This is a genomic window from Streptomyces sp. NPDC050161 (assembly GCF_044460025.1).
Classification (GTDB): Bacteria; Actinomycetota; Actinomycetes; order Streptomycetales; family Streptomycetaceae; genus Streptomyces.
This window is the reverse complement of sequence record NZ_JBITJM010000009.1, coordinates 1-17918: the sequence shown is the minus strand read 5'-3', so window position 1 is coordinate 17918 and position 17918 is coordinate 1. Positions and strand designations below refer to the sequence as shown.

The window sequence follows — 17918 nt, the reverse complement described above, 5'->3', positions numbered from 1 at the left end:
CCCCGGACCGATCCATCTCATCCGCTGGACGCGCCGCAGGAGGCCGGGACGGGACGGATTAGGCTGCGTCCGTGGCTGATATCCAGATTCCCGCTGACATCAAGCCCGCCGACGGACGCTTCGGCGCGGGCCCCTCGAAGGTGCGTACGGAGGCGCTGGCCGCGCTGGCCGCCACCGGAACCTCCCTGCTCGGCACCTCTCACCGCCAGGCCCCGGTCAAGGACCTGGTCGGCAAGGTGCGCGACGGCGTGAGCGATCTCTTCCAGCTGCCCGACGGCTACGAAGTCGTCCTCGGCAACGGCGGCTCCACCGCCTTCTGGGACATCGCGACGCACGGCCTGATCGAGAACAAGTCCCAGCACCTCTCGTTCGGCGAGTTCTCCTCCAAGTTCGCCAAGGCGGCCAAGCTCGCGCCCTGGCTGGCCGACCCGACCGTCATCTCCGCCGACCCGGGCTCGCACCCGGAGCCGCAGGCCGAGGCGGGGGTGGACGTCTACGCGTTCACCCACAACGAGACCTCGACGGGTGTCGCCGCCCCGATCCGCCGTGTCGCGGGCGCCGACGAGGGCGCGCTGGTCCTGGTCGACGCCACGTCCGGCGCCGGCGGCCTGCCCGTCGACATCGCGGAGACCGACGTCTACTACTTCGCCCCGCAGAAGTGCTTCGCCTCCGACGGCGGCCTGTGGATCGCGGCGTTCTCCCCGGCGGCCCTGGAGCGCGCCCGCACCGTGCACGCCTCCGGCCGGCACGTCCCGGAGTTCTTCTCGCTGCCCACCGCGATCGACAACTCCCTGAAGAACCAGACGTACAACACCCCGGCGCTGTCCACCCTCTTCCTCCTCAACGAGCAGCTGGAGTGGATCAACGGCCAGGGCGGCCTCGACTGGTCGGTGGGCCGCACCGCCGCCTCGTCGCGCGCCCTCTACGGCTGGGCCGACGGTTCCAAGTACGCCACCCCGTTCGTCACCGACCCGGCGAAGCGCTCGCAGGTCATCGGCACCATCGACTTCACCGACGAGGTGGACGCGGCGGCCGTCGCCAAGGCCCTGCGCGCCAACGGCATCGTCGACACCGACCCCTACCGCAAGCTCGGCCGCAACCAGCTGCGGGTCGCGATGTTCCCGGCCGTCGACCCGGCCGACGTCGAGGCCCTGACGGCCTGCATCGACTACGTCATCGAGCAGCTGTAACACCCGGCACACCGGCACCGGCAACCCCGCAGGGCCCCGGCGAGCGCGTCACCGTACGCGTCCGCCGGGGCCCTGCGCCGTCCGTACACACCACCGGGAACCGCCCGCCACCTCTACCGCTCCTACCGCCCGAACGGACCCGCCACGGCAGGACGTACCGGCCGGGATATGCCTGTATGGGAGGTATGACCACTCCGACGGACCCCGACCTCGCCGCCTTCGTACGCCAGGCGACGGTCCTGCTCACCACGTTCAAGCGGGACGGCACGGGCGTCGGCACCCCGGTCAATCTGTCCGTCGACGGCGACCACGCCTACTTCCGCACCTCAGGTTCGACGTGGAAGGTCAAGCGGCTGCGGAACAACCCCGACGCGGAGATCTGCGCCTCCACCCGGCGCGGTCGCCCGACAGGGCCGACGTACACCGCGCGGGTGCGGCTGATCGACCCGGCCACCCGGGAGTACCGGCGCGCCGAGCGCAGCCTGACCCGCAAGTACCCGCTGCTGCACGGCCTGTTCGTGCCGCTCATGCACCGCATCAAGCGGGAGCAGACCCTCCACTACGAGCTGCGCCTGACCGGCCTGAAGGAACCCCAGGACGAGCCGGGCGGCGGGCCGAGCGACCAGGATTCCGCCCGGTGGGACGACGAGGGCGGCGCGCTCTGACGACCGCACCGCCCTGCCCCGCGTGCCTCAGCTGCCGTCGCCATCGGTGAGCGCGCCGACCAGGAACTCGTTGCCGCACACCCGCACACCGGAATCGGCACGGGCGGTCATGGCCTCCTTCGAGCCGGGCGGGTACGCCTGCACCAGCGACGCGCTCTCCCAGCAGCCGCCGTCCTTCATGCCCTCGTTCACCGTGTGCAGATCCGCGTGCGCGGACGCGCCTGCGGCCAGCGTGACGGCCTGCCCCGCGGCGCCCTCGCGGGCGGCGGGCTTGCCGATGGCCTGGCCGTCCTTGGCGAGCAGGGCGACACCGGGGAAGCCGCGCAGGGTGCAGCTCTGCTTGCCGGTGTTGGTGAAGTTCAGGGCGTAGTGGATGTTCCCTGCGCCCGCGTCCGCCCGGCCGAGTGCCATCCGCAGGGCGGTGGCCGTGCAGCGCCCCGACGAGTCGTCCCGGGACGCGGCGCTGCGGGCCGCCACCGAGCCATCGGACGACGACGAGGCGGCGTCGCCGGACTTCCCGTCGTCGGCCGCCCCCTGGCCACCCGTGTTCTGACCGCCCGTGCTCTGGCCACCCGTGTTCTGGCCGCCGGACGTGTCGGACGCCGCCGCGCTCGACGACGACGAGGCGCCCTGGGTGTCCGAGCCGCCGATGTCACAGGCGGTGAGGCCGAGGCCCGCGGCGGCGGCGAGCGTGAGGGCGGCGGTGGTACGGACCGGGCGGAGGAAGGTGCGGGTGCGGGTGCGGTGCGACATGGTTCAGCAGTTCCTTATCCGTGGGGGGCGGCCTGCGGGCGCCGTAGCTGTGGGGGCGGGCATTCATCACAGTGCCCATCCCCGCTGCCGTCCCACTAACAGCGCGCTAACACCCGGCTGCGCGGCATCCCGTCCCCCGCCGGGGCCCCTTGCGACTGCCGGGCCGACGCGTCTCGGCCGCAGCCGGACGGGCTGTCGGGCTCACGGCTGCCGCCGTCGGTGCCATTCGGCCATCAGGCCGAACAAGGCGAACCTGTCGACCACGGGCTGGTCGGGGTGGATCTCGCGGTAGCGCTGATAGATGTTGACCACGACCCGTTCGGCGTCCAGCCAGCCGGCGTACTCGGCCAGATCGACGCCGAACGCCGCCTCCTCAAAGTCACGTCCCTTGGCGTACGCGGCGTCGGCCTGCTCGACGACATGGCGGAAGTAGTCCCGGACCGCGCGGATCCCGTCGGCGTCCGTCACCGGGCCGTGGCCCGGCACCACGGTCGGCGCTCCGAGCCCGATCATCGTGTCGCAGGCGTCGATCCAGCCGGCGATGGGGCCGCTCCACACGATCGGCGTGCACCCGATGAACAGCAGGTCGCCCGCGAAGAGCACCCCCGCGTCGGGAACGTGCACCACCGTGTCGGCCTCGGTGTGAGCGGGCCCGAGATTGAGCAGCCGCACCTCGCGACCGCCCACCTCGACGGTGAGCCGTCGGTCGAAGGTCTGGTCGGGCGTGCGCAGGCGGATGCCGCTGAAGTCGAACGCTCCGAAGCGCTCGCGCAGGTACGGCGTGAGCGTCGGCCCGAAGTCCATCACCTGAAGGGCCGCGGTCAGCTCCGGCGCCATCTCGCCGCGCATCTCGTGTGCCGTCCCCTCGGCGGCGATGACGCGGGCCGCACCGGGCAGCAACTGGCCGCCGTGGGTGTGGTCACCGTTGGAGTGGGTGAGCACGGCGTGGCTCAGCGGGTTCCGGTCCGTGACAGGACGCATGCCGGAGAGCATCTCGGCAGTGAGCGGCAGGTCGTAGAGCGTGTCGACCAGCAGGGCGGCGCCGTCGCCCGCGACCAGCCCCGCATTGCTCATGCCGTACTCGCCGTGGGGCAGCAGCCATGCCCAGACGCCGTCCCCGACCCGGTGCAGCCCCTTGGTGTAAGGCAGGGCGGAGGCAGCCGGGTTGACCCGCGGCCTGCGGGGCCTGGCGGTGGGGTCGGGGCGGGCGGCGAGCGGGTGGGGAGCGGTGCCCGCCCGTACGGTCTGCCGTACCTCGCCCAGCCCCTCGGCGCGCAGCGACACCACATCGCCGTCCTTGAGCCAGCCGCGGAACGCCGCGAGGTCGCCGAAGTCGAGATGTTCGAGCAGACAGCAGCCGGGAACGGTGCCTGAGCCGAAGACCTCTCCCGGCTGGAGCTCGACTCCGCGAGAGGCGTACGAGATGACCTCGGCGAAGGACCAGTCCATGGCATCGGTACAGCCTTCGCCGACCGTCTCGCCGTTGACCTCGGCCCGCACCTGGAGTGCGAGTCCGCCGTCCGGGCCGAAGGGCAGCTCATCGGGCGTGACCAGCCACGGCCCGAGCGTGGACGCGCCGTCCTTGCCCTTCGCCTGGCCGATCTTGAGCTGGCTCTCCAGGCCCTGCAGGTCGCGGGCGCTCCAGTCGCAGAAGAGGGTGTAGCCGGCGATGTGACCTTCGGCCTGTTCGGGCGTCAGGTCGCGGCCCGCGGTGCCGATCACCGCGGCGATCTCCAACTCGAAGTCGAACCAGGCACTGCCGGGGGAGATGGTCACGTCGTCATGGGGGCCGATGACGGTGGCGGGATTGGCGAAGTAGAAGGCGGGGATCTGATACCAGGTCGGCTCCAGCTCTCCCGTACCGCCGATCGCCTTGAGGCCACCGCGCATGTGGTCGAGAAAGCACAGGCAGTCCCGTACGGACGGCGGCCTGGGGATCGGGGCCCGCAACGTGACATCGGCGAGTGCGACGACCTCGGCGGGCTCGGCGAGTGCCCGCTCGCCGGCCTGCCGCAGTGCGGGGCCGAGCAGTTCCGCCAGGGTCGTGCCCTGCGGAAACGCGTGGATCAGGTCACCGTCGATGACACCGGCCCGGTCGCCGTCCGTCGAGGCGTAGGTGACGAAGCGCAAAACGCCCTCCTTCTGCCTGCCGACCGTCTGTGTTGGCCAGCATAGAATATGATTCCTAGCATAGAAGGAGGTGCCGTGGCTACGCGACGACAGCACACGAGTCACGAGAGCAGCGAGCGGATCCTCAATGCCGCAGCGGAGCTGTTCGCGGAGAAGGGCTACCGGCAGACCACGTTCGCCGCCGTGGCCGAGCGGTCCGGGATCAGCAGAGGCTCGATCCCGTGGCACTTCGGCAGCAAGGAGGGGCTGCTGCTGGCCGTGCTCGAACGCTCGGTGAACCTGATCAGCGCGGGCCTCACCGAGGAGCCGGCCGAACCGGCGGGCACTGAAGGAGCGGAGGCGGGTTTCGACCGCATCACGGAAGGCGCCCACGCCCTGTGGGCACTGCCCACCACCAAGCTTTTCGTCACACTCCTGGTGGAGGCGCTGGAGCCGGGCTCGCCGATCCACGGCCGCTACGCCGAGATCCACCACGCCCTGCGCGACCACTGCCGGCGACAGCTGGAACGGCTGCCACTCCCGCCCGGGGTGTCGGCCGAGGCTCTGTCCGTCGCGATCATCGGCGCCGGGATCGGCATCCACCAGCAGTGGCTGCTGGCACCCGACCGGGTCGACGCCGAGCAGGCGCTGGCCGCGCTGCGCGCGATGGTGGCGGCGTCGGTGCCGCCGGCCAGGAAATGAACGGCGCCATAGCCCCGCCCCGCGCCTGAGCCACCCCTGCTCGGGGGACCTGCCGCCTGCCGGTCCCACGAGCAGGCCCGGCCCTCACCTCCGCCGGAACAGCCGCCGCAGCCCGACGACCACGACCGTCGCCAGCACGAACACCAACCCGGCCTTGACCACACCAGGGCTGAACGACGAATCGCCCCCCGCGCCCGTCTTCCCGCTGTCCTCCCCGCTATCCTCCCCGCCGCCCCCGGCCGCCGATTCCGGAAGCTGCTCCCCGCTCAGCCCCACCGGCTGCACCTCACTCCCTGACCCCTCGGAGCCGAACATCAGCGTCCGCCCGTCCGGGGTGAAGGTCACCGACTCCCCCTGCTGCTGGATCGGTACACCCACACTGCCGATGTCCTTGGGACGCCCGTCCTGCCACCCGTAGATACGGGCACCGAAGTAGCTGCGCATCACCAGCCGGCTGCCGTCCGGCGAGAACGCACCATCGGTCACCCACAGATCAATCGGCGCGACCTTGCGGAAGACGTTCGTCCCGGACGTGCTCAGCCGCTCAGGACCGGCGTAGAGGGCGCCCCCGCCCCCCTGCTTCTTGCTCGCGATATAGACCCGGCCGGTCTTCGGGTGCACCATCAGCGCCTCGGCGTCCCGCGGCCCGTCGGCGTACTTCACGTCGAACTGCGCGGCGGTGACCGTGGCGTCCCGCAGCTCCTTGGGCTCGGGAAACCGGTAAACCCAGACGTGATCCCACTTCCCGCCGAGGTTGTCCCCGATGTCCCCGACGTAGATGTTGCCGTCAGGACCGACGGATATCGCCTCGACGTCCCTAGGGTCACCGATGCCGCGCATCGTGATCCTGGCGACGGTGCGCCCGGTCTTCGCGTCGACGCCGTAGACGTACGGCCCGTCGTCGCTGTCGTTGTGGGTCCAGTAGACCCCCGGGTGCGCACGGCTGGCGGCCAGCCCGCTGGACTCCGTGATCCGGCTGTCCCCGATGGTGAACTTGTCCGGCTCGTCGGCAACCGCCGGCGTGACGGCCACACTCATCAGAACCCCCGCGGCACCGGCCGCGCACAGTAGCGAACGCATGGGCCAAGAGTGCCAGCGGCGGTCGGGGGGCGCGAGTGTGGGCGGGGGCGTGGGGCCGCCGGAGCTCCTTTGTGGCTGGTGGTCACCAGCCGGTGAGGTCGACGACACGTGAGCAGTGTGGGTCGTCGGCGTCGACGGTGGTGAGCCACTCTTCGTCGAGCAGCGACGGCAGGGCCGCCAGCAACGCGGTGAGGGCGCCACCGGGGTGAACGTCGGCGGCTGTTACCCCGGGAAGGGCCTCGTCGCCGGCGTCGAGGTAAAGGCGGAGGCGATCCGGAGCCAGGAACAGGAAGCCGCACAGGCGCACCGGCGGGCTTTCCTCGGTGGCGGGTGAAGTCAGGCAGCGCAGGAGCGTGAGGGCCCAGTCATCGTCAGTGAAGGGAGCCGGGTCCACGGTCGCAGGATCCACGGTGAACAGGGTCATTCCCATAACGGAGCCGACCTTGTCGCGAGGATAGATATGGGTGCCCGTGTGGACGGTACGCAGGAGGGCGACGACGTCGTGCGGTGTGCGCAGCGCATCGTCCACGCGCAGGGGGATCTCGTAGGCGGTGAGCCGGTCGGTGGCGTACTCGTCCTTCTCGCCGAGGACAACGCGCACGGCGTCGGTTGTAGGGGGCGCCGGGAGGACACCCCGCACGTGTTGGTCCTCGATGAGGGGCGCGTAAACGTGGTGGAGCAGCAGGCCCGTGATGTCGGCCTGCTGCTCCACGATCTCTTCGTGCTCTTCTGTCACTGATTTACCCAACTCGGGCATTTCTGCATGCCCTTGCAGTAGGCGGTGATCACGCCCGTGGTCCGGCATCTCCGCCCGCACCGGCTCCCGACGGCGAGCCTCCCGCCCCTCAGCTCAGAGACTTCTCAATGGCTTCGAAGATGTCCGCGTCCGTTTCCTGTTGCCAGGACGGCAGTTCCGGCCAGTCGGCCACGTATCCGGGCTTCGGGTCACCGAATTGCTTGAACATCTGGGCCGTCCAGCACGTCGCGACAAAGCGTCCCTTCTGCTCACGGGACAGCCGCGAGGCATGGCCGTCGCTCAGCTGGACGAACTGGGCCACCTGCTCATACACGGCGCCTGCGGCCTGCCGCTCCCAATCCGGGGTTTCCTCCCAAGGAGTCACGTAACCGCTCTTCGGCTCGCCCGGGAAGTGCGCCCGTACACCGGCAATCCACGTCTCACGAAACAATCGCGCGCCTTCGTGCTGCGGCATTTCTACCCCTCTCGTCACGTCGTTCTCAGAGTGCTGATTTCCGGGCGGCATCACCCGAGGACCCGTCACGTTCTCAGGCTTCGATCTCCCCCATGAGCATCCTCAACGTGAGCGAGTGCTTCTCCGGCGGAAGCGCCTTCATCGCCGCGCGGCCGTACGCGACTCCCCCTGCCTTGTCACCGGACCGGGCGAGCATGAGCCCCCTGTGCATTTCCAGGTGCGTGCGGAAACGCGGCAACTCCGGGGGCACTTCGCGGGCCGCCGCGTCCTGCGCCTCCACCGCAGTCCTCTCATCACCGAGCCGTGCGGCCAATAGCGAGGTGAAGACCGACATCCGCCAGTACGGCACGGCATAGTCGGAGGTCTGTTCGTAGGACGCGGCCGTGTCGAATACCCGTCGGCCGTCGTCCAAGAGCCGCCGCGCGGTGGCGTCGTCCCCTCGAATCGCCGCCGCGTGAGCTTTCCCCATGATGGCATTGAGCAAGCCGAGGGACGGTTTACCGCTGATGGCCATGGCCTGGTCGCCGAACATGTCGGCCACCCCCAGCGAGGCACCCTCGTAGCCAAGAGCGATGGCGGCTCGCCCCCGTACCCAGACCCGCGCGTCGTCATCGCCGGACCGGTCCGCCGCCTGCGCCGCCATCCGGTACCAGTTGACGGCCTTCGAGCCGTCGCTTCCGGGAAAGGTCTTCGCGTACAACGTCATCAACCGCGAGGCGACGGACCACAACCGCTTGTCATCCAACTGCTGCTGAACGACCACGAGTTCCCCGGACACCCGTCGTTGAATGTCTCCGGCCCCCAGCGACATGTAGTCGGTGCCGTACGTCGCGAGCTTGCCCTCCCAGTCGTCCGCACTGGGCCCTCCATCGAGGCGGGCAGCGAAGCCGGAGGTGAGGAGGTCGGATGCCACCACGGGTGCTATGGCCGTGGCAGCCGCGTTGAACAGAAAGTTACGTCGATCCACTTCACCCTCAAGTACCGCTAGCGGAACGTCCAGCAGGGATGACAAGCACGCCAGGTAAAAACGGCTCGGTGTGCACTTCCCACTCTCCCAGCGCCGACTGATGTACTCACGCGTCAAGTTGGTGCCGTATCGCCGGTTTATCTCGTCAGCCAACCTGCCTTGGCTCCATCCTCGCGCCTTCCGCAGGTCGTGAATCAAGTCCCCAATGGCCATGACCCCAGAGTGCCACTAGACGTGCCACTGGGGCGTTACGGCGTGTGCCTCGATAGTTACAGCATGACCAGGTCGGCCGCTCTCTCGCCCGGCGCCCACGACTTCGCGGCCTGTTGGAGCGCAGTCGACCCACCCCCGAGACAGCCGACTGCTCCACCACTCCGGAGGGAAGAGCACGTGCCCATGACAGCAACAAAATCAACGGCGATCGGAGTGCCGGGCTACAGCCAGACGTACCCTCGCGAGGCAGCGTCGTCGGGTAAAGCTCGCCGATTGACATCAACAGCCCTGCGCACGTGGAACGTTGCCCCCTTAACGGACGACGCCGAACTCGTCACCGCCGAGTTGGTGAACAACGCCGTCCAGCACGGCACCGGCCACTCCCTGCGGGTCAGCATCAAGCGGATCTCGGCATCGCGCGTACGCATCGCCGTGACGGACAGGTCGCTGCGCCTGCCGGCCATCAGGCACCCGGACGTCGAGGACGTGGCGGGCCGGGGGCTGCTGCTGGTTGTCGCTCTGTCGGCTCGATGGGGAACCGACATTCGGGGGTGGGGCAAGGTCGTCTGGGCCGAACTGAGCCTGACGGAGGTGGCGTTGTGAGCGACGAACACTGCCACGGCTCTCCGGAACACTCCCCGCCGACGAACCCCGGCGTCGGCGACGAAGTGGAATACGCGCCCGGCCTCCTGGCCATCGTCACGGACATCCGCCGGGGCGTGCCCTACCTCCGCTCCGGTCCCCGCCAGTGGCCCGTGGACGACACGTCCGCGCTGCGCGTGAGGCGGTCGCGTGAGCGGCGGATCTCGGAGGGGGACGTCTGGTGAGCCGCCCGCACCCGCAAGGCGGCAGGCAGCGCGCGCCGCGTGACCGTCGGGCCCTGCCCCTCCTCGCCCAGGGGGACCTTCAGCGCGCGGCCACCGACCCCGCCTACGCCACCCGGCTCGTCGACCGTCTCATCGCGACCGGCCGGATCACCCCCGCCTGCGACGAACAGCCCCACCTCACCCCGGAACAGGAGGACGCAGCGCGTGCCGCCGTCGGCGGAGGCTCCGGCGGCGAGGAGTACGTGGGCGCATCGCGCTGCGTTCTGTGGCCGCGCCACTCCCGATGGCACTACGCGGTCGTGCGCTACCTCGCCCCGCACACCCTGTGGATCAAATGGCGCTACCCGGTAGCCCGGTTGCTGATCCTGCCCGACTGCGACGCCACCGACGCCACCGGAGGGTGCTGCACCCACTTTCACCGTCATCCCGGCCCACACAACTTCCCGCGGGCCATGACGTAGACACCGCCGCCCAAGGATTCCGCCCGAGTCCGGGCGGTCCGCACCATCGTTCCCCACCGAACAGGAAGGACAGCTCCATGACCATCGCCGTCGAAACTCCCTCACCGAGCCGCAATCCGCAGGCCGTCGGCCTCCGCCCGTGGGGTGCCGGGCGGCTCGCGCCGTACCCGACCACCGTGCGTCGCCCGCACACCACCGTCACCGTCGATCCCGCCACGCAGCTCGGCGTGTTCCGTGACCGTGCCGGCCACGTCGTCGAGATGGGCAGGCACGGCACCAACTCCGGCACCGAGACCTCCACCGCCACGAACTCCGACTCCGCGCCCGACCAGGGCCACGACCAGGACAGTCAGCAGGACTGATGACGCCGATGACCTCGGCCGATGAGAGACCGGTGCTGGTGGCCACCGAGGCGGACGACGTCACCGCCGACATGGTGATCAGCCAGCTCAACCGGCGCGGTGTGCCGGTGGTCAGGTTCAACCCCGCCGACATCGGCGCGGACCTGACGGTCTCGGCTCTGTTCGGTACCTGTCCGGCCCCGGTGGCCGGACAGGTCCGCACCCCGTCGAGAAGCACCGACCTGGCCCAAGTGCGGGCGGTGTACTGGCGCCGCCCCGTCTGGCCCGCCTTCCCGCAGCTGAGCGATGACGACGCCCGGTTCGCCGCCGCGCAGGTCCGCTACGGGCTCGGGGGCATCCTCTACGCCCTGAACCGTCCACTGTGGATCAATCACCCACTCCTCAACGCCGCCGCCGACTACAAGCCTGCTCAACTCGCCCTGGCCCAGCGGATCGGCCTCAGCGTGCCGCGGACCCTGGTCACCAACGACCCCGACGAAGCGCGGGAGTTCATCGCCTCCCACGATCAGGTGATCCACAAGACGCTCCGGTGGACCCCGTACGAGCGCAACGGAGTCCCGCTCACCGGGTGGGCGGAGCCGGTCACCGCCGCCGAGATCGACGACAGCGTGCGCGTGACGCCACACCTGTTCCAGGCCCGCGTCGACAAGGTCGCCGACGTGCGGGTGCTGGTGGTCGGCCGACGGGTGTTCGCCGTCCGGATCGACTCCGGGCTACTGGACTGGCGCACGGACTACTCCGCCCACTCCTACGCCGCGCTGCACCTGCCCGCTCCCATTAACAAGGCCCTCCTCTCCTGCCTTGACCACTTCGGGCTTGCATCCGGGAGCTTCGACCTCGCCGTGGACCGGGCGGGGGACTACTGGTGGCTGGAGCTGAATCCGAACGGCCAATGGGGGTGGCTGGAGGAGAAAACCGGTCTTGAGATGTCCACCGCATTCGCTGACCTGCTGACACAAGGAGACGCCCCATGACCGACACCGCCCCCGCGAGGCGCGCCCTCGCCGACCGGCTGGAGAAGGCCGGCGTCCTGACGACCCCGCAGTGGCGGGCAGCGGTGGAGGCCGTACCGCGTGAACTGTTCCTGAAGCCAGGGGTGTTCCTGCCCGAGGACGGTGGCCGCTGGCGGCCGGTCGCCGCAGGCGGGGCCGACCCGGCCGAGTGGGCAGAGATCGCCTACCGCGACCAGTCCCTGACCACGCAGCTCGACGGGCACCTCACCGCCGACCAGGCCGACACTCTCGTCACGGGCTCCCCCACCTCCTCGTCCACCACACCCGTCACCGTGCTGGACATGATCGAGAACCTGGAGGTGGCGGACGGCCACCAGGTACTGGAAATCGGCACGGGCACCGGCTACTCCTCCGCCCTGCTGTGCCACCGGCTCGGCGAAGACAACGTCACGACGGTCGAGTTGGACCCCGGGGTGGCGGCCCGCGCGGACGCCGCGTTGGAGGCGGCCGGGTTCTCGACGTGGACCGTGACCGGTGACGGACTCATCGGACACCCCCGCCGCGCACCGTACGACCGGGTGATCGCCACCTGCGCCGTCCGCCGGATCCCGCATACCTGGATCAGGCAGACCAGGCCGGGCGGCATCATCCTGGCCACCGTCGGCTCCTGGGGCTACGGCACCGGCCTGGCAAAGGTCACCGTGGGCGATGACGGCACCGCCGAAGGCCGGATCACCGGCCGCTCCTCCTTCATGCAGGCGCGATCCCAGGCCGTCGTACCGGTGTCCGGGGACCTCTCCGCCCGCACGGCCTATGCCGACAGCGAGCGGGCGACGAAGGTGCCTCCCACCGTGCTGGACGAGTGGATGCCCGCCTTCCTCGCCCAGCTCGCCGCGCCGGGGGCACACCTCGTCCGTGCCGCTCGGAGCGACGGGACCAAGCTCCGGTACGTCTTCGACCCGGAGCGCGAATCCTTCGCCGCCTTCACCCTTGACGGCGACGGCGACGGCGACGGCGACGGTTGGAGCGTCCGCCAGGGCGGCCCTGTGGCCCTGTGGGACGAAATCGAGCGAGCGCTGACCGCCTGGCATGCCGCCGGAAGCCCCGACATCAACGCCGTACGGCTCCGCATCACAGCCAGCTCCCACACGTACTGGATCGAGGGCAACCCGTCGCTTCGCTGGCAACACCACCTCGCCTGAACGACGGCGAAGCGATCACGCCGGCCCCAGCACGAGCCGAGCCGAAGGGCGGCCCCGCCCCACCACTTGCTCACGGCACGACGGCGGCTCCACTGTCCCCGGTGGGGGGGACGGAGGACGCTCGACGGCATGCGGATCCCCCCTCCGGGAGGGTCGCGAGGGCTTACGGGTGGTACTTCTCCTCGACCACGTCGCCGGTGCCGTTCTTGCGGTCCATGGTGACGCGGACGGTCACGCTGCCGCTCTTCGCGGCCTTCTCCAGCTGCTCCACGGTGCACTTCGTGGTGCCGTAACCGTCCTTGCCGATGGTCACGTTGCCGTCGGGGCCGCCGCAGATCGCGGCTGCGCCGAGGACATTCGTGGTGTTGGCGACGAGGAACGCCTGGTCCATGCCGCCGCCTTCGGGTTTGACGATCAGCTTGCCGGGCGCGAGGTACTCCAGCTTGCCGACGAGCGTGCGGTGGTTACCCGCGTTGGCGGCGCCGCCCCCGCCGGGCGCGGACCGGCCGCCGGTGCTGCCGCCGGTCCCGGTGCTCCCGCCGGTGCCCGAGCCTTGGGCGGCGGACGGTGCCGCGCCGGACTCGCCGCCGTCCTGGCCCTGCGAGCCGGAGGTGCCTGAGGACGAGCCGCCCGTGGACTGGGCCGAGTCCGGGGCCTGCGGTGAGCCGGCCGCGGACGAAGAGTCCGAGGCGTCGGCGGCGCCGGAGTCGGGTCCGCAGGCCGTGGCCCCCAGGCTCAGCGCCGCGGCGGCGATGACGGCGGCGGCGATGCGGCGGCCTCCGCGGCCTCGGAAGCGGTGGGTGGCGGTGGCGGTGTTCATCGGGTCTCCCGTTGCTCTGTTCTCTCGTCTCGCTCCCGGACGGCAATCAGCTTCGAAGATCGGGTTGGCGTTCCGCTAACGGGCGACTAATGCGGGGGGGCAGTGCCATTCACTTCACGGTCGCTCAACCGCTGACCTGCGCCGATGCCACCCCTGGAGGGATCCGGCGATTCGCACCCCCGCCGACCGGCCCGGAGGCGCGCGGAGAGCTGCGCGGTCCGCTCTGAGGGGCGGCTCGTGTCCAGCATCACGTACCCACCGGTAACGATCGTCGGCCATCATGTTCCGATGAGGATCATGTTCGTCGGCGACTCGATGACGATCGGCAGCTCCGGCGACTTCACGTGGCGTTACCGCATGTGGCAGCACCTGAACGCGGCCTACGGCGGCCCGTATCGCATCGTCGGTCCGCGCTGCGCGCTCCACGACGCGGCCACCGACGCGCCGTCCTCGCACGCGTACCGCGATCCGGACTTTCCCGCGTCCGCCCGGCGGCACCTCGCGGGCTGGGGCGAGGGGTGGCTGCACATGGGGCCGCTGATCGGCGACGCGGTGCGTGCGCACGGCGCGGACACGCTGCTGGTCTCGCTCGGCCTGATAGACCTCGGTTTTTACACGAACGCCGACCAGACAGCGGAGAACGTACGGCACTTCGTGGCGCGGGCGCGGCAGGCGGCGCCGGGGGTCAGGGCCGTTCTGCTGCCGGTGATACCCAACGTGCGGGCGTCCGCCGATGCCGCGTTCGCCGCGGAGTGCGGACGGTTCAACGAGCTGCTGGCGAAGGCGGTGGGCGACCTGTCGACCCCGTCGTCCCCGCTGCTGCTGGCCTCCGCGCCGGCCGCCTGGGACCTGGCGCGTGACACCTACGACGGCACCCACCCCTCCCCCACGGGCGAACACCTCATCGCCGCCGCGTTCGCGGACGCCATGCACCAGGCGTGGGGCGTCGGCGCTCCGTACGCGGCGCCCGGTGTGCCGCAGCCGGCCGCATCGGCGGGGTGACACGGGGGCCGGGCCACCAGCGGCCGGGCCACCACCGGCTGCGCGGCCGGGTCTCCCCTGGCTACCCGTCCAACTCACCGCCCCCGCCCCGCTCCTGCCCGCCCTTCCGCACCCCGGCCACCAGGAACACCGCCGCCGCGAGCAGTGCGCAGCAGCCGGCCGCCACCGGCAGCGCGCCCGCGCCCTGGGTCGCCAGTACCCGGCCGCCGATGCCGCCGCCGAGCGAGGCGCCGACGTAGACGGCGCTGCTGCTGAGGGCGAGCGCCTGGGGTCCGTGCCGTGGGCCCGCGAGGGTCAGGACGCGGGCCTGGACGGCGGGCGGCACGGACCAGGCGGCGGCCGACCAGAGGATCAACAGGGGGACGACGAGGGCGAGTTGGGCGGGGCGTAGCGACCAGGTCAGGGCCAGTCCGGCCATCGCGGCAGCGAAGACGGCGCAGGCGGTGGCGAAGGCGGCGCGTGGGCCCCAGCGGTCGACGAGGGTGCCGCCGGCCCGCGCGCCCGCGATGCCCGCGACGCCGGTGACCACCAGCAGCAGGCCGAGCCCGGACGGCGTGACGCCGGCGGCTCCGCGCAGGAACGGCGCGAGGTAGGTCTGGAGCAGGAGGTTGCCGAGCACCGCGAGGGCGGCGGCGAGCAGGGCGCACAGGATGGCGGGCCTGGTCAGCGGGGTCAGCCGGGCGGCGAGCCCCGGGGCCGGTGCGGGCGGCACGTCGGGGACGCAGGCCCGTACGCACACCAGCGCGGCCAGGCCCAGGACGGCGCCGAGGAGGAAGGTGGCGCGCCAGCCCAGGGCGGCGCCGGTCCAGGTGCCGGCCGGAACGCCGATGACGACCGCGCAGGTCAGCCCGGCCATGACGGTGGCGAGGCTGCGGCCCTGCCGTTCGGCGGGCGCCAGTTGGGCGGTCAGGGCGAGGGTGGCGGGCAGCGCCGTCGCGGCGGCGAGCGCGGCCAGCACCCGCAGCGCCATCAGCGTGCCGTACGAACCGGCGAGCGGGACGGCGGCGTTGGCGAGGCAGAACACCGCGAGGGCGGTGGTGAGCAGGCGGCGGCGGGGGATGCGGGCGGTGGCGACGGCGGCGACCGGGGCGGCCACCGCGCAGATCACCGAGAAGACGGTGACCAGTTGTCCGGCGGCGGCCTCGCCGACCGCGAGGCCGTGGGCGAGTGCGGGCAGTACGCCGACGATCACGAAGTCGTCGGTCTGGAGGGCGAAGGCGCACAGCGCGAGGGCGAGGAGCCAGGCCGCGGGGCGGCGGGACGCGGGTACGGGCGTGGTGCGGGGCGAAGTCCCCGGTGTGGCAGACATACCCGTTAAGGTAACAGTCGTTTCCGTAATTAGGGTGGGGCGGAGCAGAATCCCGCACCGCAGGTCCCGCAGCGCAAGGAGTCCGACCGATGGCCAGACCCCGCGATCCGCACCGCCGCACCCAGATCCTCGACGCCGCCATCGAGCACCTGGCGGAGACCGGAATGGCGAACCTCTCGCTGCGCCCGCTGGCCCAGGCGCTCGGCCACAGCACCCGCGTGCTGACCCACCACTTCGCCGACAAGGACGACCTCTTCCGGGCGGTCCTGGAACGCCTCGACGAGGTCCAGCACACGCAGCTGCGGGCCACCGAAGGCTGGGACGACACCGCCCGCGGCATCGGCGCGATCGTCCGGGACTCCTGGCGGCGGCACCTGGCACCGGAGAACCTCGCCGCGACCCGCCTGATCCACGAGATCGAGGGCCTCGCCGCGGCCGGCCGGCTGCACGGCCGGGTACCGGCCTTCCTCGCCGACCGCGCCGAGTTCGTCGCCGCCGCACTGGTGGCCCGCGGGCTGCCCCCGGAGGTGGCCAGGATCCGCGCCACCTTCCTCAACAGCGCCTACGCGGGCCTCCAGACGGACGTCCTGGTGACCGGCGACCACACCCGCACCGAAGCGGCACTGGACGAACTGTGCGCACTCGCCGACTCCTGGACGACGGCGCCCGCACAGCCCTGAGAGCCCGCGCCCGCCCCCGGCCAGGGGCCCGCCATCCGGCCCGCACGACGCGCCGCCCTCCCCGTCTTGATTCGAGCGCACTCCAAGGCGTTGGCTGACCCACCATGGAGTACACGCAGCTCGGACGCACCGGACTCAAGGTCAGCCGCCTCGTCCTCGGAACGATGAACTTCGGCCCGCAGACGGACGAGGCCGAAAGCCACACCATCATGGACGCCGCCCTCGACGCCGGGGTGAACTTCTTCGACACCGCCAACGTCTACGGATGGGGCGAGAACAAGGGCCGCACGGAGGAGATCGTCGGCTCCTGGTTCGCCAAGGGCGGCGACCGGCGCGACAAGACCGTGCTGGCCACCAAGGTGTACGCGAACATGGCACCGGACGGCGCCCCGGCCTGGCCCAACCACGACAAGCTCTCCGCGCTCAACATCCGGCGCGCGGTCGACGCCAGCCTCCGGCGCCTGGGCACCGACCACATCGACCTCTACCAGTTCCACCACGTCGACCGGGACACGCCCTGGGACGAGATCTGGCAGGCCATGGACGTCCTCGTCCAGCAGGGCAAGATCCTCTACGCCGGCTCGTCCAACCACGCCGGCTGGCACATCGCCCGCGCCAACGAGACCGCCGCCCGCCGCGGTTCGCTCGGCCTGGTCAGCGAGCAGTGCCTCTACAACCTCGCCGAACGGCGCGCCGAGATGGAGGTCGTCCCGGCCGCCGAAGCCTACGGTCTCGGCGTCATCGCCTGGTCGCCGCTGCACGGCGGCCTGCTGGGCGGCGCGATCCGCAAGCAGCAGGAGGGCGGCTCGTCCCGCTCGACGTCGGGCCGCGCGGCCGACGCCCTGGCCGACCCCGCGGTACGCGCCCGCATCCAGGTCTACGAGGACCTGCTCGCCGAGCACGGCCTGGAGCCAGGCGAGGTCGCCCTGGCCTGGCTGCTGACCCGCCCCGGCGTGACGGGCCCGATCGTCGGCCCCCGCACCACCGCCCAGCTCGACTCCGCCCTGCGCGCCGTCGCCCTGAAACTCTCCGACGACCTGCTGACCTCACTCGACGAGATCTTCCCCGGCCCCGGGCCTTCGCCGGAGGCGTTCGCCTGGTGAGGAACGGCGTGGCCGACCGGCATGCCGACCCGTCAACCAGCCTTCCTTGAAAGCTGGTTGACCGCAGGACAAGAGGGCCACTCGCCCCCGGAGCGGCGCGGCCCGCCCCGACCGGTCGCTGTCAGCCTCCGCACGGGCCGACAGCGACCGGTCGCCATGCACACCGTGCCGCTCCGGCAATCCGCCATGGCACCCTCCCCGGCCAGTCGCACCTACAGCGGGAGGACGACCCGCATCGTGAGCCCGCCGCCCTCACGCGGCTCCGCCGTGATGCTCCCGTCATGCGCACGCACCACCGAACGCACGATG

The 17918-nt window shown here is 71.2% G+C and carries 20 protein-coding genes; 12 read left to right on the top strand and 8 right to left on the bottom strand.

The genetic code is table 11. The features are described from left to right. Positions 1 to 71 precede the first annotated feature (71 nt). Together serC and ACIBK8_RS17015 are read left to right on the top strand one after the other, a co-directional pair. Positions 72 to 1190 (top strand): phosphoserine transaminase, encoded by a 1119-nt coding sequence (gene serC / locus ACIBK8_RS17020; RefSeq protein WP_399042627.1) that lies wholly within the window; start codon positions 72 to 74, stop codon positions 1188 to 1190. Between the two features lie 185 nt (positions 1191 to 1375). Next, complete coding sequence (locus ACIBK8_RS17015) at positions 1376 to 1855, top strand: PPOX class F420-dependent oxidoreductase (protein WP_399042626.1); 480 nt, start codon at positions 1376 to 1378, stop codon at positions 1853 to 1855. Positions 1856 to 1882: 27 nt separating this feature from the next. On the opposite strand, the gene ACIBK8_RS17010 is transcribed toward ACIBK8_RS17015, so the two are convergent. Together ACIBK8_RS17010 and ACIBK8_RS17005 are read right to left on the bottom strand one after the other, a co-directional pair. Continuing rightward, positions 1883 to 2608, bottom strand: a complete 726-nt coding sequence (locus ACIBK8_RS17010) for a DUF4232 domain-containing protein (RefSeq protein ID WP_399042625.1) — start codon at positions 2606 to 2608, stop codon at positions 1883 to 1885. Between the two features lie 201 nt (positions 2609 to 2809). Beyond that, positions 2810 to 4738, bottom strand: coding sequence for a fumarylacetoacetate hydrolase family protein (locus ACIBK8_RS17005; RefSeq protein ID WP_399042624.1), 1929 nt, complete (start codon positions 4736 to 4738; stop codon positions 2810 to 2812). Positions 4739 to 4813: 75 nt separating this feature from the next. Here ACIBK8_RS17005 and ACIBK8_RS17000 point away from each other — a divergent pair, with 75 nt between their 5' ends. Beyond that, the gene (locus ACIBK8_RS17000; RefSeq protein WP_399042623.1) at positions 4814 to 5419 is read left to right on the top strand and encodes a TetR/AcrR family transcriptional regulator; all 606 of its coding nucleotides are present in this window, start codon (positions 4814 to 4816) and stop codon (positions 5417 to 5419) included. 84 nt (positions 5420 to 5503) lie between these two features. On the opposite strand, the gene ACIBK8_RS16995 is transcribed toward ACIBK8_RS17000, so the two are convergent. The 4 genes from ACIBK8_RS16995 to ACIBK8_RS16980 form a co-directional block, all read right to left on the bottom strand. Next, positions 5504 to 6499 (bottom strand): hypothetical protein, encoded by a 996-nt coding sequence (locus ACIBK8_RS16995; protein WP_399042622.1) that lies wholly within the window; start codon positions 6497 to 6499, stop codon positions 5504 to 5506. Positions 6500 to 6581: 82 nt separating this feature from the next. Continuing rightward, positions 6582 to 7256, bottom strand: a complete 675-nt coding sequence (locus ACIBK8_RS16990) for a hypothetical protein (RefSeq protein WP_399042621.1) — start codon at positions 7254 to 7256, stop codon at positions 6582 to 6584. Positions 7257 to 7344: 88 nt separating this feature from the next. Continuing rightward, entirely contained in the window at positions 7345 to 7710 is a 366-nt protein-coding gene (locus ACIBK8_RS16985; RefSeq protein WP_399042620.1) for a hypothetical protein, read from the bottom strand. Positions 7711 to 7783: 73 nt separating this feature from the next. Continuing rightward, entirely contained in the window at positions 7784 to 8890 is a 1107-nt protein-coding gene (locus ACIBK8_RS16980) for a helix-turn-helix domain-containing protein (protein WP_399042619.1), read from the bottom strand. A gap of 63 nt (positions 8891 to 8953) precedes the next feature. On the opposite strand from ACIBK8_RS16980, the gene ACIBK8_RS16975 reads away from it, so the two are divergent. From ACIBK8_RS16975 to tgmC, 6 genes are all read left to right on the top strand, one after another. Further along, positions 8954 to 9493 (top strand): ATP-binding protein, encoded by a 540-nt coding sequence (locus tag ACIBK8_RS16975; protein ID WP_399042618.1) that lies wholly within the window; start codon positions 8954 to 8956, stop codon positions 9491 to 9493. After that, the gene (locus tag ACIBK8_RS16970; protein WP_399042617.1) at positions 9490 to 9717 is read left to right on the top strand and encodes a hypothetical protein; all 228 of its coding nucleotides are present in this window, start codon (positions 9490 to 9492) and stop codon (positions 9715 to 9717) included. The genes ACIBK8_RS16975 and ACIBK8_RS16970 overlap by 4 nt, the downstream gene beginning before the upstream one ends. Further along, complete coding sequence (locus ACIBK8_RS16965) at positions 9714 to 10178, top strand: hypothetical protein (protein ID WP_399042616.1); 465 nt, start codon at positions 9714 to 9716, stop codon at positions 10176 to 10178. The genes ACIBK8_RS16970 and ACIBK8_RS16965 overlap by 4 nt, the downstream gene beginning before the upstream one ends. A 77-nt stretch (positions 10179 to 10255) precedes the next feature. Continuing rightward, positions 10256 to 10540 carry a putative ATP-grasp-modified RiPP gene (gene tgmA / locus ACIBK8_RS16960; RefSeq protein ID WP_399042615.1) on the top strand — a complete coding sequence of 95 codons (285 nt, stop codon included), beginning with the start codon at positions 10256 to 10258 and terminating at the stop codon, positions 10538 to 10540. A gap of 8 nt (positions 10541 to 10548) precedes the next feature. Continuing rightward, complete coding sequence (gene tgmB, locus ACIBK8_RS16955) at positions 10549 to 11514, top strand: ATP-grasp ribosomal peptide maturase (protein ID WP_399042614.1); 966 nt, start codon at positions 10549 to 10551, stop codon at positions 11512 to 11514. Next, complete coding sequence (gene tgmC / locus ACIBK8_RS16950; protein ID WP_399042613.1) at positions 11511 to 12695, top strand: ATP-grasp peptide maturase system methyltransferase; 1185 nt, start codon at positions 11511 to 11513, stop codon at positions 12693 to 12695. The genes tgmB and tgmC overlap by 4 nt, the downstream gene beginning before the upstream one ends. 163 nt (positions 12696 to 12858) lie before the next feature. Here tgmC and ACIBK8_RS16945 read toward each other — a convergent pair whose 3' ends face one another. Beyond that, positions 12859 to 13515, bottom strand: coding sequence for a hypothetical protein (locus tag ACIBK8_RS16945; protein ID WP_399042612.1), 657 nt, complete (start codon positions 13513 to 13515; stop codon positions 12859 to 12861). Positions 13516 to 13803: 288 nt separating this feature from the next. Here ACIBK8_RS16945 and ACIBK8_RS16940 point away from each other — a divergent pair, with 288 nt between their 5' ends. Next, positions 13804 to 14517, top strand: coding sequence for a GDSL-type esterase/lipase family protein (locus ACIBK8_RS16940; protein WP_399042611.1), 714 nt, complete (start codon positions 13804 to 13806; stop codon positions 14515 to 14517). A gap of 61 nt (positions 14518 to 14578) precedes the next feature. Here ACIBK8_RS16940 and ACIBK8_RS16935 read toward each other — a convergent pair whose 3' ends face one another. Beyond that, positions 14579 to 15826, bottom strand: a complete 1248-nt coding sequence (locus tag ACIBK8_RS16935) for an MFS transporter (protein ID WP_399042610.1) — start codon at positions 15824 to 15826, stop codon at positions 14579 to 14581. A gap of 89 nt (positions 15827 to 15915) precedes the next feature. On the opposite strand from ACIBK8_RS16935, the gene ACIBK8_RS16930 reads away from it, so the two are divergent. Both ACIBK8_RS16930 and ACIBK8_RS16925 read left to right on the top strand, forming a co-directional pair. Beyond that, positions 15916 to 16506, top strand: a complete 591-nt coding sequence (locus ACIBK8_RS16930) for a TetR/AcrR family transcriptional regulator (RefSeq protein WP_399042609.1) — start codon at positions 15916 to 15918, stop codon at positions 16504 to 16506. Between the two features lie 104 nt (positions 16507 to 16610). Then, positions 16611 to 17609: an aldo/keto reductase gene (locus ACIBK8_RS16925; protein ID WP_399042608.1), complete on the top strand. Its 999-nt coding sequence runs from the start codon at positions 16611 to 16613 to the stop codon at positions 17607 to 17609. The last annotated feature ends 309 nt before the right edge of the window (positions 17610 to 17918 follow it).